This window comes from Halomonas kalidii, from assembly GCF_030010475.1.
Taxonomy (GTDB): Bacteria; Pseudomonadota; Gammaproteobacteria; order Pseudomonadales; family Halomonadaceae; genus Halomonas; species Halomonas heilongjiangensis.
The window spans coordinates 52,828-65,726 of the sequence record NZ_JASCQN010000032.1; the positions used below are offsets into that span (position 1 = coordinate 52,828).

Sequence of the window (12,899 nt, forward strand, 5' to 3'; positions counted from 1 at the left end):
CTCAGCTGGCCTTCTCGATACGACACAGGGTGCACTTGGTTTCCTGCATCTGCGTCACCGAGTCATAGCCGTAGGTGGTGGCGGTGTTGGCCGCCTCGCCGAGCACATAGGGCGCGGAGCCTTCCGGGTAGCGGTCATGCAGGCTCTCGCCCTGGAACATGCCGCCGAAGTGGAAGGGCATGAACACCACTTCTCGGGCGACCCGCGGGGTGACCAGGGCCTTGACCCGCACCCGGCCGCCCTCGGCGCCCTCGACCCAGACGTCGTCGCCGTCGGCCACCGCGAGTTCGTTGGCCAGCGCCGGGTTGATCTCGACGAACATCTCCTGCTGCAGTTCGGCGAGCCACGACATGGAACGGGTCTCCTCGCCGCCGCCCTCGAACTCCACCAGGCGCCCGGAGGTCAGGATGATCGGGTAGCGATCCGAGTTGTCGTTGTCCTGGATGCTCTTGTAGAGGGTCGGCAGCCGGTAGTGCGAGGCCACGTCATCCCAGGTGGGGTAATCCCCGACCAGATCACGGCGGCTGGTGTAGAGCGGCTCGCGGTGCTTCGGGATGGGGTCGGGGAAGGTCCAGACGTTGCAGCGCGCCTTGGCGTTGCCGAAGGGGGCGCACTCGTGGGCGATGGCCACCCGCTGGATACCGCCGGAGAGGTCGGTCTTCCAGTTCCTGCCATCCGCCTCCGCCTGCTCCTCCTCGCTGAGGTCGTCCCACCAGCCGAGGTCCTTGAGCATCTCGTCGGTGAATTCCGGATAGCCGTCGTTGAGCTCGGAGCCCTCGCTGAACACGCCGTCGGCGAGGATGTTCTCGCCATTGCGCTCGATGCCGAAGCGGGCGCGGAAGGTCAGGCCGCCCTCGGAGACCTTCTTGCTGGTGTCATAGAGAATCGGCGTGCCGGGGTGGCCCATCTCGGCGGTGCCCCAGCAGGGCCACGGCAGGCCATAGTAGTCACCATCGGCGGGACCGCCCTCGGCCTGCAGGGTGCGGAAGCTGAAGGTGTGCCAGTTCTGCTGGTGGGCCTTGAGGCGTTCCGGGCTCTGGCCGGTGTAGCCCACGGTCCACATGCCGCGGTTGAACTCGCGGGTGATGTCCTCGATGAGCGGCTCGGTGCCGTTGACCTCGATATGCTTGAACAGCTCGTCGGCGAAGCCCAGCTTGCGGGCCAGCAGGTACATGATCTCGTGGTCCGGCTTGGACTCGAACAGCGGCTCGATGACCCTGTCGCGCCACTGGAGGGCACGGTTGGTGGCGGTGACGCTGCCGGTGGTCTCGAACTGGGTGGCCGCCGGGAGCAGGTAGACCCCATCGCTGCGCCCATGCATCACTCCGGCCACGGTGGGGTAGGGGTCGACGATGACCATCATCTCGAGCTGCTGCATGGCCTTCTGCATCTCGGTGCCGCGGGTCTGGGAGTTGACCGCATGCCCCCAGTAGAACATCGCCTTGAGCCGGGTACGCTGGGAGATGGCCTCCTCCTCCTCGAGCACCCCGTCGACCCAGCGCGATACGGTGATGCCGTTGCTGTACATGGGCAGGCCATCGGCGTACTCGGTCTGGTCGAAGCGGCCCTTGAGCCAGTCGAGATCGAGGTCCCAGACGCGGGCCCAGTGTGCCCAGGCGCCCTCGGCCAGGCCGTAGTAGCCGGGCAGCGAGTGGGACATCAGCCCCAGGTCGGTGGCGCCCTGGACGTTGTCGTGGCCACGGAAGATGTTGGCGCCGCCACCGGAGACGCCGATATTGCCCAGCGCCAGCTCGAGGATGCAGTAGGCCCGGGTGTTGTTGTTGCCGGTGGTGTGCTGGGTGCCGCCCATGCACCAGACGATGCAGCCCGGGCGGTTCTCGGCCAGGCGCCGGGCGGTGTCGCGCATCACGTCCTCGGGGACGCCGGTGATGCGCTCCACCTCGGCGGGCGGGAAGGCCGACACTTCTTCACGCACCTCGTCCATGGCATAGACGCGCTGGTCGATGTACTGCTGGTCCTCCCAGCCGTTCTCGAAGATGTGCCACAACAGGCCCCAGATGAAGGCGACATCCGAGCCGGGGCGAAGGCGCACGTAGCTGTCGGCCTTGGCCGCGGTGCGGGTGAAGCGCGGGTCGACGACGATGATCTGGGCCTGGCTACGCTCCTTGGCCAGCAGGATGTGCTGCATGGCCACCGGATGGGCCTCGCAGGGGTTGGAGCCGATGAACATGATCGCCTTGCTGTTCTGCATGTCGTTGAGCGAGTTGGTCATCGCCCCGTAGCCCCAGGTGTTGGCCACCCCGGCCACGGTGGTGGAGTGGCAGATGCGCGCCTGGTGGTCGGTGTTGTTGGTGCCGGCCAGGGCGGCGAACTTGCGCATCAGGTAGGCCTGTTCGTTGCTGAACTTGGCCGACCCCAGCCAGTAGATGCTGTCGGGCCCGTGCTCCTCGGTCAGGGCCAGCACCTTGTCGCCGATCTCGTCGATGGCGTCGTCCCAGCTCATGCGCTGCCACTCGCCGTCCACCAGCTTCATGGGGTACTTGAGGCGTCGGCTGGAATGGCCGTGCTGACGCAGCGACGCCCCCTTGGCACAGTGGGCACCGCGGTTGATGGGGTGATCGAAGGCCGGCTCCTGCCGGGTCCAGATGCCCTCCTGGACCTCGGCATAGACGCCACAGCCCACCGAGCAGTGGGAACAGATGGTGCGCCTGGTCTCCACCGGCGAGTCGAGTACCGGGGTCTTGTCGGCGGCCTCGGTGCGGCGCATCATCGGGGCGCCCATGAAACCGGCGGCGGCCAGGCCGCCGGTGGTGGCCCCGCTGCGCTTGAGGAACTGGCGGCGGGAGATGCCCAGTCCGGCAGCCTTCGGGGCATCGCTTTTACGAGTCAGACGCATGGCTGTGATCTCCTGGCTGTCGTGCCGTCAGTCCCGCAGGGTGGCGTAGAAGGCGCGGATATGGTCGGTCTCCCGGTAGTGCCGGGAGGTGTCGGCCAGCGGTTCGGCGGCGGTCTCGGCCTGGGTCAGGGAGACGTGACCGACGGCGGCCGCTGCCCCGGCGGCGGCGGTGCCGACCCCGAGTGTCTTGAGGAAGCGGCGGCGCTGCGGGTTGCGAGTCTTGTTCATGGGAGTCTCCTCGATCATGCCGTGGCCTTGAGTTGGCGTTGTTGTCATGTTCATGGGCGTTCTCGCGACGATGTCGTTCAGGGCTCGACGAGCCTGACGGGGTCCTGCGCTGCCTCACCGGCGAGCAGCGCCTCTTCCGTGTCGATGAAGGCCTGGCCGAGCCGACCGAGCCGGGCATAGAACGGCGATTCGACCGCGGCCAGGTCGGCCAGGCAGTGCGAGGCCCAGGGCGCCAGGTGCGCCATGAAGAACCGCGCCTCGGCAGGGGCGCGGGCCTCGATGAGCAGGGCCATCACCTCGCAGAGCGCGGCCAGGTGATCTTCCGGGTCACGGGTCCGCTCGCTGCGCTCGAATCCCAGTGCCTTGAGGTCCCGGCGCAGGGCCACCAGGGCCTCGTCCATCAGTTCGCCGTTGCGATACCAGGAGGCGTAGGGCGTCACGTCCCCCTGGATGACGCCGACGAGATGGCGGAAATGGGCGCGGGTCAGCGCGTCGACGGAGGCGTCGCGTGCCGAGGCGATGAGCTCGCGCCAGGGGCCGGTGAGGGCGCTGCCGTCGTCCTCGACCTCCAGCCCGGCGAGCCAGTCGAGCAGCGTGGCATCCGGTGCCTCGCGCAGCAGGCGTGCCAGCAGCCGGTAGACATCGGCCCGCAGGGCATGGAGCTCGTCGAGTCCGGGGGCCACCCGGGGCATGACAGTATCGGTCATCGGCTCACACCTTCAGTTGCGATTCGGGGTCTCGCGCCAGCTCGTGCCACACGTCCCGCACGCGGCAGTCCTCGCACATCTCCAGCCGGGCCAGGGCATCGCCGGCGAAATACGGATGGGCGGCCAGCTTGGCCTTGATCGTGGCGATGGTGCTGGCGGTGGCGAAGGGCTTGTCGCAGCGGATGCAGTGGAAGGCCTCCTCCTCGTGACACACCCGGCGCTCGCTCCGGGCCGGGTCGGCCAGGAAGCCGGGGAGCAGGGCGATGGCATCCTCCGGGCAGGATTCGGCACAGAGCCCGCACTGCACGCAGTCGGCCTCGCGGAAGCTCAGCCGCGGGCTGTCGGTGCCGGCCGCCAGGGCCGGGGTGGGGCAGCCGGCCACGCAGGCCATGCACAGGGTGCAGGCGGCACTGTCCACGTCGAGACCGCCATAGGCGGCTCCCGCGGGCATCGCATGGCGCCGGCCGTCGGGTTTGCCACACTCGAGCAGTCGGGTCAGCACGGTGTTCAGGCGGTCGCGCTTGCCGTCGGTATCGAAGGCCAGGGGCGTCTCGACCAGGGGCGGATACGTCGGCAGGGCGTCGCGGCCGGCCGTGTCGCCGGCGTCGAGGCAGGTCACGCGCTCGGGGGCGTGCCCCAGCGCCTCGAGCAGGGCCCGGGCCTGGGCGAGCTGGTCGTCGAGGAAGGCGGAGAGCCGTTCGGGCATCTGCGGATGGCGCTGGATGCGCACCTCGGCGGCACCGCCGGCCAGGGCGGTCAGCCACTGGTCGTGGCCCGCGGCGCCCAGCTCCGCGAGCGGGACGTCGAGGACATGGCCGGCTGGGTCGCCGTCGCCGGCGAGGTGTTGGGCTTCACCGAACCGCACCACCGGCAGGGTGCCGCCGGCGTGGCGGTAGGCCTCGAGCCAGGCCAGCAGGGTCTCCTGCTGGCGATGGGTATCCGGTGACCGGAACTGGATGGCGCCCGTGGGGCAGGCACTGCTGCAACTGCCGACGCCGTGGCAACGAAAGGGGTCGATCTCGATCCAGGCCTCGATGCGCCCCTGCCGGCTGGCGATGGCATCGGCCGGACAGACCTCGAGGCAGCGGGTGCAGCCGGTGTTGCCGCTGACGGCATGCGCGCAGAGGTCGTGGTTGATCTGGAAGTAGCGCGGCTTGTCGAATTCGCCCACCAGGTCGGCGAAGGCCTCGAGCCGGGCGTCATGATCGTGCTCGGTCCCGCGCGTGGCGACATAGCCGGGCGGCGGCAGCTCCAGTGCCAGCACTGGCCTCTCGCCGAGATCCAGGATCAGGTCGAAGTGCTCGCGGTCGGCCAGCGCCCGGGCCAGGTTCAGCGGTTGCTCCCGGGCGAGCAGGACAGAGAAGCGACCCAGATAGCCCTCGATGCGCAGGCTCGCGGCTTGCTCGCGGCTCAGGGCCTGGCAGGGCAGCTGCCGGGTGTCGGCCAGCAGGGCATCGTCGTCGCTGCCATCTGCTGTTGCATCGCCGGCGTCGTCGACGGGTTCGGTGAAGGCGAGCGTCAGCGAGGCCAGTCCACGACCCTGCAACCGCCGGGCGGCCCGCCGGGCGGCCCGCTCGTTGCCCAGGATCAAGGCGTGCCCCTCACTCACATAGTCGACGCTGGCCGGGGTGAGGTTGAGCGGCCAGGAGACCTGGCGGTGCGTTGCCTCCTTCGCCATACGGTTGCCGGTGTCGTCCACCGGCAGCATCTCGATGCGCTGGTTCATGCCACCTCACGGTCGGTGATATTTTGTTATTGTGTGGTAACGCTAATGTAGCAGTCTGGTTGGTTTTCGGCATTCTGCCAGGCCTTCCTTGGTCTAAGCCCTCCCTGAGGCGCCAGCCCCGTCGGAAGCGTCGTCCTCCCGTCGGGCGTCGTCCGCGTCCTGGTCGGCGGCGGGAGCCGCCTCGCGGGTGCGCGGCGCCTCGTGCTCGGCGATCTCGGCGGCATCGTCGGGTCCGGGGGCCTGTACCTCGGTCTCGTCCGGTTGGCGGGTCCACTGCCTCAGGCGCTGGGCCACTTCGCTGGTCAGGGGCTTGAGACGCGCCCGGTAATCGTCGTCGTAGTCGTCCAGGCCGTCGCGGATGCCGTAATGCTCGCCGGAAAACATCCGTCGCAAGGCGCGCCTGCGCAGGCCGTCGCTGACCCCCTGCTGCAGGAATGCCGTGAAGTCGCTGCCGGCGGGCAGGGTGTCGGGATCGGGCAGGGAGGCATCCAGGCTGCCGGGCTCCGGAGGCGGGGGGGGCGGCGCCTCGACGTCGGCGGCCACCGGCACCGTCTCGGCCGCGGCGCCCACGGCCTCGGGGCGCTCGATGTCATCGGCCTGTTCGCACAGCTTGCGGCGTGACCAGCGGCTCAGGCGGTTCATGCGGTCTGCTCCCGGGCGCGGCCCGCCCCCTGGCGTTTCTTCTTGCGTCCCTCGTCCGGGGCCTCGCCATGACGGGCGAGGTAGGCCTCGAGCCAGGCCCGGAGCGCCAGCGGCATCGCCACCTCCAGCACCTGCTGCTCGCCGTCGAGCCAGGAAGCCACGACGTCCTGGCTGGCCGTGATCGCCGAGGGGCGAGGCTCGCCATTGCTCTCGCCGCAGCGCACGAACAGCCGGGGCGTGCCGGCGTCGAGGTTGAAGCGGTAGGCGGCGCGCTCGGTGAGGTAGAGCTGCAGCGTCAGTACCCAGGGGCCGCCATCCCCGGGGGTCAGGTCGACGATCCGCCATCGGGTGGAGGTGAAGCCCTTGACACACCGGGACTCGCTCGCGAGATCGAGACTCAGGGGGCGGTGGCTGCTGGCGTGGGTCATGGATGTCGCTCTCGCCAAAGTTGTCATTTCAGTAAAGACACTAGGCGGAGGGAATGCCATCATCGTCAATCAACGCTTTGTCGAGGAGCCGTGATGCACGACATCAGCCTGAGCCAGGCGCGCCTGCCCGCCACCCTGGAGATCGAGGTGCTCGACGAATTCGGCGAGGCTCGTCGCCAGGCCATCGCCGCCGAGCGCGCCCTGACCGTCTACCTCAACAGGCGCGAGATCGTCACCCTGATGACCCTGGGGGCCGACCCCGAGGCGCTGGTGGTAGGCTACCTGCGCAATCAGGGGCTGCTCGTCGCCCGCGAAGACCTCGAGGCGGTGCACGTGGACTGGGAGGTGGAGGCGGCCGCGGTGGTCACGCGCCACCTGCCCGAGGATCTCGAGGAACGTCTCGGGCAGCGCACCGTGACCACCGGGTGCGGGCAGGGCACGGTATTCGGTCGCCTGCTCGAGGCCACCTCGCTCCATGTGCTGCCGGCCACCCGGCTGCGCCAGTCGGTACTCTACCAACTGCTCGAGAACCTCGGCGCCTATAACGAGACCTACCGCAGCGCCGGCGCCGTGCACGGCTGTGCGCTCTGTCGTCAGGAGACGGTGCTGGATTTCGTCGAGGACGTGGGGCGTCACAACGCCGTCGATACCCTGGCCGGACGCCAGTGGCTCGAGGCGGTCGACTCGGGCAACGCCGATATCTTCTACACCACCGGCCGACTGACCTCGGAGATGGTGCTCAAGGTGGCCCAGATGGGCATCGCGGTGCTGGTGTCGCGCTCCGGCGTGACCCAGAAGGGGGTGGAGCTCGCCGAGCGCTTCGGGGTGCTGCTGATCGCCCGGGCCAAGGGGCGTCACTTCCAGGCGATCAACGCCGGCGAGCGCCTCGACCTGGACGCCATTCCGCCGCGGCGTCCGGGCGACCGCCGCTAGGAGCCTACCTGGTGGTTCATGGAGAGTTCTCGCTCCGGGTGCAGACGGAGAGCACCACGGCATCCTCCTCGCTGACCGACACCAGGGCGTGGCCCATGTCGCTGTCGAAGTAGATGCTGTCGCCCTGCACCAGCGGGAGTGGCTCGTAGAACTCGGTGTAGAGCAGGATCTCGCCGTCGAGCACCATCAGGAACTCCTCGCCGTCGTGGCGCACCCACTCGCTGAATTCGTCGAAGCTGCGCGCCCGCACGATGGTCTTGAAGGGGATCATGCGCTTCTGGGCCAATTCGCAGCTGAGCAGCTCGTGCTCGTAGGTGGGGGTGGGGTGCTGCTGGCCGTGGCCACGACGGGTCAGGTCGCGCCTCCCCATGGTGCGCGTCTGGACCCGGGGCGGAGAGAGCAACTGCGGCAGGTCGATGCCGAGCCCGCCGATCAGCTTCTGCACGGCGGTAAAGGTGGGGGAGATCTGGTCGTTCTCGATCTTGGAAAGCGTCGAGCGCGCCAGCCCGGTGCGCTGGCTCACGTCCTCCAGGGTCCACTGGTTGGCCAGGCGGATCTCCTTGAGGCGCTCACCGAGGCGCAGTGGCTCGACGAAGGGCTTGCGCCCCGAGGCGATGCGCAGGGCAGCGTCCTGATCGGTGGTGGCGGTCATGGGCGGTTCACTATTGGAAACAGAATTTCCACCAGCCTACCACAACGGCTGCCCCACGCCTTGCATGAACGACCCGCAATGGTGGCGATTGCGACATGAACATGCCAAGGAATGACCGGTGGCGGGTTTCCCACCCACAGGAAACGCCATCAGGTGTCGAAGGGCTGGCCGAGCAGGGCCTTGACGTGTGCCTCGGCGCTGCGCCCCAGGGATTCCAGGTGATAGCCGCCCTCGAGCACCGAGACCAGGCGGTTGTCGGCATAGAGGGCGGCGACCTCCATGGCCAGGCGGGTGACCCAGTGAAAGTCCTCGTCCTCGAGGCACAGCTCGGCCATCTCGTCCTCACGGTGAGCATCGAAGCCCGCCGAGACCAGCACGATCTCCGGCTTGAAGGCGTGCAGGGCCGGCAGCCAGTCGTCCTCGACGGCGCGACGGAAGGCGGCACTGTCGGTGCCGGCCGGCAGCGGGGTGTTGACCACGTTCTGCCACTCGCTGCGCAGGTAGCGCCAGGGGTAGAAGGGGTACTGGAAGCTGGTGCAGACCAGCACCTCGGGGTCATCCTTGAAGATGTCGATGGTGCCGTTGCACTGGTGGACGTCGAAGTCGAGGATGGCGACCTTGCGGGCGCCGTACTTCGCCCTGGCGTGGGCCGCCCCCACTGCCACGTTGTTGTAGAAGCAGAAGCCCATGGCATCGGTGGCCTCGGCGTGGTGGCCCGGTGGACGCACCGCGCAGAAGACGTTGTCGGCCTGGCCTCGGAACACCTGGTCGACGCCGCGGATGACCGCGCCGGCCGCCATTCGTGCGGCCTGCAGGCTGTCGGGATTCATCAGGGTATCACTGTCCAGGGAGACGATACCCTGGTCGGGCACGCACTTGTCGAGCGCCTGCAGGTGGCGCAGCGGGTGCACCCGGGCGAGCTCCTCCCGGGAGGCTTCCCGGGCATCCGACTGCATGGTCTGTTGAAGCACCCCGGAGAGGGCCAGCCGCGCACGGATCGCCTCCAGTCGCAGGGGGCTCTCGGGATGCTCGGGGCCCATGTGATGCAGCTGGCAATCGGGGTGGGTGATGAAGGCGGTGATCATGCGTGGGCTCCAGGGGGAATGGCGTCACGATAATCGTCGCCGCCCCTTGCACGACAGTGTCAATAGGTCGTACACAGGAGGCAACCATCGGAACCAGCCGTCACGGGAGACATCCCGGGGAGAGAGCCTTGAGCACCCGTTTCCTGCGCCACTTCTTCGAGCCGCGCACCCTGGCGGTGATCGGCGCCTCCGAGAAGTCCCATTCCCTCGGCGGCCTGGTGATCCGCAACCTCCAGGAGGCCGGCTTTCCCGGGACCGTCTGGGCGGTCAACCCCAAGGGGTACGCATCGGTCTTCGGCCAGCCCTGCGTGGCGCGTGTCGCGGAGTTGCCCGAGATACCGGACCTGGCGGTGATCTGCTCGCCGATCGAGACCGTACCGGGACGCATCGCCCGGCTGGGGCGCTTCGGCGTCAAGGCTGCGCTGGTGCTCTCGGGCGGCGCCCATCTCGACGACGACCGCGGCGACGGTGGCTCGATCCGCAGCCGCATGCTGATGGCCGCCCGCGAGTCGGGGATCCGGGTGCTGGGGCCGGAGTGCATGGGGTTGATCGTGCCCGGGCGCAGGCTCAACGCCTCCTATGCCAGCCAGCCGGTCAAGGCGGGTCGGGTCGCCTACCTCGGCCAGTCCGGCATGCTCGGCAACGCCATGATCGACTGGGCCGCCGGACGCGGCATTGGCTTCTCGCACCTGATCACCGTCGGCGACAGCGTCGACGTGATGCTTCCCGACCTCCTCGACTACATCAACCAGTATGCGCCGACCCAGGCCATCCTGTTGCACCTGGAACGCATCCTCGATGCCCAGCACTTCATGACCGCGCTGCGCGACGCCTCCCGGCATCGCCTGGTGCTGGCGATCAAGAGCGGGCGCACCGCAGAGTCGGACCTCACCGGCCTGCCGCCGACCCCAGGGGTGGCCAATCGCGACCAGCTCTTCGATGCCGCCTTCGCCCGGGCCGGGGTGGTGCGGGTCAACGACTCAGACGAGCTGTTCGACGCCCTGGAGACCCTGTCGCGAATGAAGCCGCTGCGCGGCGATCGGCTGGCCATCGTCTCCAACGGCCTGGGGCCGGCGCTGCTGGCCATCGACAAGCTGATCAGCGCCGGCGGCAAGCTGGCCGGCTTCAGCGAAGAGACCCACCGGGCACTGCTCGAAGGCGGCTTCGACATGAGCCGCCCCGGCGACAACCCGGTGGACCTGGGGGGCAACGCCACCCCGGAGAAGCTGGTGGACGCCCTGGAGATCGTCGCCGCCGATGCCGGCGTCGACGCCGTGCTGGTGGTCCACGCCCCGACCCGGCTGGCCCCGTCGAAGATCGCGGCGCAGGCGATCATCGCCCATCGCAAGCGCTTCCGGCGCAACCTGCTGACCAGTTGGATGGGGCTGGAAGAGGCACTGTCGGCACGCCACGAATGCAACCTGGCCGGGATTCCCACCTACCTCTCGCCGGAGAAGGCGGTGAAGGCCTTCATGCACATGGTCGACTACCAGCGTGTGCAGGCGCTGCTGCAGGAGACCCCGCCGAGCCTGCCGTTCTCCACCACCGCGGACATCCGCCGGCGCTGCCGCACCCTGATCGCGGGGGCCAGGGCCAGCGGGCGCGAGTGCCTGTCCCACTCGGAGACCGCCCAGGTGCTAGAGGCCTACGGCATCCCCGTGGCCCCCAGCCGCTACGTGACGACGCCGGAGGCGGGGGCGTCCGCCGCGGCGGAATTCGACGGTCCCATGGCGCTCAAGGTGGTGCACGAGGGCAATTGCCGGCCGTTCCGCTACCGCAAGCACCCCCACAAGCTCTCCGCCGGCCTGCTGCAGGACCTGGCAACGCCGGAACAGGTCGCCGAGGGCATGCGCCGGCTCGAAGAGAAGGTGGCCGAGAAGTTTCCCGCCTTCGAGATCCGCGAGTACTGTCTTCAGCCGATGCAGCGCGGCAAGCACTCGATGCAGCTCTGTGCCGGCATTACCCGCGACCCGGTGTTCGGGCCGGTGGTCGTGTTCGGCATCGGCGGCTACAAGGTCAACATCCTCGCCGACCGCCAGGTGGCGCTGCCGCCGCTCAACATGCGCCTGGCGGAGGACATGATCGGGCGTACCCATGCGGCGCGCCTGATCCGCGAACACTCGAGCGACCCCGGCCGGGACATCGAGCGGCTCTGCGAGATGCTGGTCAAGCTGTCGCAGATGGCCAGCGACCTGCTGGAACTGCGCGGCCTGGAGCTCAACCCGTTGCTGCTCAATCGCGACGGCATGGTGGCCCTGGATTTCGCCCTGGACCTGGGCACCCCGGCACGTTTCGCGATCATGCCCTACCCGGAAGAGCTGCGCGAGTGGGTCACCCTCAGCAACGGCTGGGAGGTGGAGGTGCGGCCGATCCGCGCCGAGGATGCCCCCCTGATCACCAGTTTCCACACCCAGCTCTCCGAGGAGAGCATCCGCTTCCGCTATTTCCACAACAAGTCGGACCTGACCCAGCGCGACCTGTCGATCCTCTCCCACATCAACTACGACCGGCAGATGGCCTTCATCGCCGAGCACCCGCGGGACGATGGCAGCAAGGAGATGCTGGGCGTGGTGCGGGTGTGGAACGACCCGGACAACATCCGCACCGAGTTCTCGATCATCATCCGCGACGATCTCCAGGGGCTCGGCATCGGCAGCCTGCTGATGAACAAGATGATCGGCTACTGCCGGAGCGTCGGTACCCTGGAGATGATCGGCAAGATCATGGTCGACAACCACCCCATGCGGGCGCTGATGAAGCACCTCGGGTTCCGTTGCCGCTACAACATGGAGGAGCAGGTGGTGGATGCCGTGCTACGGCTCAACGAGCCGGAGAGCGAGTGGCAGCGGCATCGCCTGGAGAGCCAGCCCGACTGAGGACGGGCCCGCTGTGGGCAGGCCCGCGGATGGTCCGATTCAGGGGGCCAGGCGGAAGTGGTTCCACTCGCCGTCGCGCTGCTCGTAGCGGATCCGGTCGTGCAGGCGGCTGGGCTGGCCCTGCCAGAACTCGATCATCTCGGGAATGACCCGGTAGCCGCCCCAGTGCACCGGCCGAGGAATCTCCTGGCCCTCGTAGGCCTGTTCGAAGCGGTGCTCGCGCTCCTCGATCCAGGTACGGCCGGGAATCACCACGCTCTGGGTGGCGACCCAGGCACCCAACTGGCTGGCACGGGGGCGGCTGGCGAAATAGGCATCGGACTCCGCCTCGCTGACCTGCTCCACGCGCCCCTCGATGCGCACTTGCCGCGACAGCGAAGGCCACCAGAACACCAGGGCCGCATGGGGCACATTGGTGAGCTCGCTACCCTTGTGGCTGTGGTAGTTGGTGTAGAAGACCAGGCCCTGGGCGTCGACACCCTTGAGCAGTACCACCCGCGCATGGGGCAGCCCCTGGCTGTCGGCGGTGGCCAGCGTCATGGTGTTACCGTCCTCGCCTTCCGCCTCCAGGGCCAGCGCCAGCCACTCGTCGAACAGCACCATGGGGTCGGTGGTGACCTGGGCCTCGTTCAGGTTCCCCCCCTCGTAGTCGCGTCGGATATCGGCGATGTTGCGTGTCATGTCGTTCTCCTCGAGATTTGTTCCATGGTCGCCGCTCGCGGGGTAGAGCTCAACACCTTCATGGCAACGGCAGACGTTTTCTTG

General features: G+C 68.4%; 11 protein-coding genes. 2 read left to right on the forward strand and 9 right to left on the reverse strand.

Annotated elements, in window-relative coordinates:
• Nucleotide 1 precedes the first annotated feature (1 nt).
• The 6 genes from QLQ85_RS08655 to QLQ85_RS08680 all read right to left on the reverse strand — a co-directional run bounded on the left by QLQ85_RS08655 (nucleotide 2) and on the right by QLQ85_RS08680 (nucleotide 6,588).
• Nucleotides 2-2,857 (reverse strand): molybdopterin-dependent oxidoreductase, encoded by a 2,856-nt coding sequence (locus tag QLQ85_RS08655; protein WP_282738623.1) that lies wholly within the window; start codon nucleotides 2,855-2,857, stop codon nucleotides 2-4.
• Between the two features lie 27 nt (nucleotides 2,858-2,884).
• On the reverse strand, nucleotides 2,885-3,085 hold the full coding sequence (locus QLQ85_RS08660) for a twin-arginine translocation signal domain-containing protein (protein ID WP_282720449.1): 201 nt from the start codon (nucleotides 3,083-3,085) through the stop codon (nucleotides 2,885-2,887).
• Nucleotides 3,086-3,162: 77 nt separating this feature from the next.
• A complete protein-coding gene (locus tag QLQ85_RS08665) occupies nucleotides 3,163-3,792 on the reverse strand; it encodes a TorD/DmsD family molecular chaperone (protein WP_282738624.1) in 630 nt (209 codons plus the stop codon).
• Between the two features lie 4 nt (nucleotides 3,793-3,796).
• Nucleotides 3,797-5,518 carry a 4Fe-4S binding protein gene (locus QLQ85_RS08670; protein WP_282738625.1) on the reverse strand — a complete coding sequence of 574 codons (1,722 nt, stop codon included), beginning with the start codon at nucleotides 5,516-5,518 and terminating at the stop codon, nucleotides 3,797-3,799.
• Between the two features lie 93 nt (nucleotides 5,519-5,611).
• Entirely contained in the window at nucleotides 5,612-6,160 is a 549-nt protein-coding gene (locus QLQ85_RS08675) for a DUF3306 domain-containing protein (protein ID WP_282738626.1), read from the reverse strand.
• A complete protein-coding gene (locus QLQ85_RS08680; RefSeq protein ID WP_282738627.1) occupies nucleotides 6,157-6,588 on the reverse strand; it encodes a DUF3305 domain-containing protein in 432 nt (143 codons plus the stop codon). Before QLQ85_RS08680 ends, QLQ85_RS08675 begins: the two co-directional genes overlap by 4 nt.
• Before the next feature lie 93 nt (nucleotides 6,589-6,681).
• Here QLQ85_RS08680 and QLQ85_RS08685 point away from each other — a divergent pair, with 93 nt between their 5' ends.
• Complete coding sequence (locus tag QLQ85_RS08685) at nucleotides 6,682-7,521, forward strand: formate dehydrogenase accessory sulfurtransferase FdhD (protein WP_282738628.1); 840 nt, start codon at nucleotides 6,682-6,684, stop codon at nucleotides 7,519-7,521.
• A 16-nt stretch (nucleotides 7,522-7,537) separates the two neighbouring features.
• Here the strand turns inward: QLQ85_RS08685 and QLQ85_RS08690 are convergent, their stop codons facing one another.
• Nucleotides 7,538-8,173, reverse strand: a complete 636-nt coding sequence (locus QLQ85_RS08690) for a helix-turn-helix domain-containing protein (protein WP_282738629.1) — start codon at nucleotides 8,171-8,173, stop codon at nucleotides 7,538-7,540.
• Between the two features lie 149 nt (nucleotides 8,174-8,322).
• On the reverse strand, nucleotides 8,323-9,258 hold the full coding sequence (locus tag QLQ85_RS08695) for a histone deacetylase family protein (protein ID WP_282738630.1): 936 nt from the start codon (nucleotides 9,256-9,258) through the stop codon (nucleotides 8,323-8,325).
• A gap of 128 nt (nucleotides 9,259-9,386) precedes the next feature.
• On the opposite strand from QLQ85_RS08695, the gene QLQ85_RS08700 reads away from it, so the two are divergent.
• Nucleotides 9,387-12,134 carry a bifunctional acetate--CoA ligase family protein/GNAT family N-acetyltransferase gene (locus QLQ85_RS08700; protein WP_282738631.1) on the forward strand — a complete coding sequence of 916 codons (2,748 nt, stop codon included), beginning with the start codon at nucleotides 9,387-9,389 and terminating at the stop codon, nucleotides 12,132-12,134.
• Nucleotides 12,135-12,173: 39 nt separating this feature from the next.
• On the opposite strand, the gene pdxH is transcribed toward QLQ85_RS08700, so the two are convergent.
• The gene (gene pdxH / locus QLQ85_RS08705) at nucleotides 12,174-12,815 is read right to left on the reverse strand and encodes a pyridoxamine 5'-phosphate oxidase (RefSeq protein WP_282738632.1); all 642 of its coding nucleotides are present in this window, start codon (nucleotides 12,813-12,815) and stop codon (nucleotides 12,174-12,176) included.
• Nucleotides 12,816-12,899: the final 84 nt, after the last annotated feature.

Coding starts and splice junctions, on each gene's coding strand:
- pdxH (WP_282738632.1), bottom strand. CDS start 12,815: ATGACACGCAACATCGCCGATATCCGACGCGACTACGAGGGGGGGAAC.
- QLQ85_RS08690 (WP_282738629.1), bottom strand. CDS start 8,173: ATGACCGCCACCACCGATCAGGACGCTGCCCTGCGCATCGCCTCGGGG.
- QLQ85_RS08655 (WP_282738623.1), bottom strand. CDS start 2,857: ATGCGTCTGACTCGTAAAAGCGATGCCCCGAAGGCTGCCGGACTGGGC.
- QLQ85_RS08670 (WP_282738625.1), bottom strand. CDS start 5,518: ATGAACCAGCGCATCGAGATGCTGCCGGTGGACGACACCGGCAACCGT.
- QLQ85_RS08680 (WP_282738627.1), bottom strand. CDS start 6,588: ATGACCCACGCCAGCAGCCACCGCCCCCTGAGTCTCGATCTCGCGAGC.
- QLQ85_RS08675 (WP_282738626.1), bottom strand. CDS start 6,160: ATGAACCGCCTGAGCCGCTGGTCACGCCGCAAGCTGTGCGAACAGGCC.
- QLQ85_RS08685 (WP_282738628.1), top strand. CDS start 6,682: ATGCACGACATCAGCCTGAGCCAGGCGCGCCTGCCCGCCACCCTGGAG.
- QLQ85_RS08665 (WP_282738624.1), bottom strand. CDS start 3,792: ATGACCGATACTGTCATGCCCCGGGTGGCCCCCGGACTCGACGAGCTC.
- QLQ85_RS08660 (WP_282720449.1), bottom strand. CDS start 3,085: ATGAACAAGACTCGCAACCCGCAGCGCCGCCGCTTCCTCAAGACACTC.
- QLQ85_RS08695 (WP_282738630.1), bottom strand. CDS start 9,258: ATGATCACCGCCTTCATCACCCACCCCGATTGCCAGCTGCATCACATG.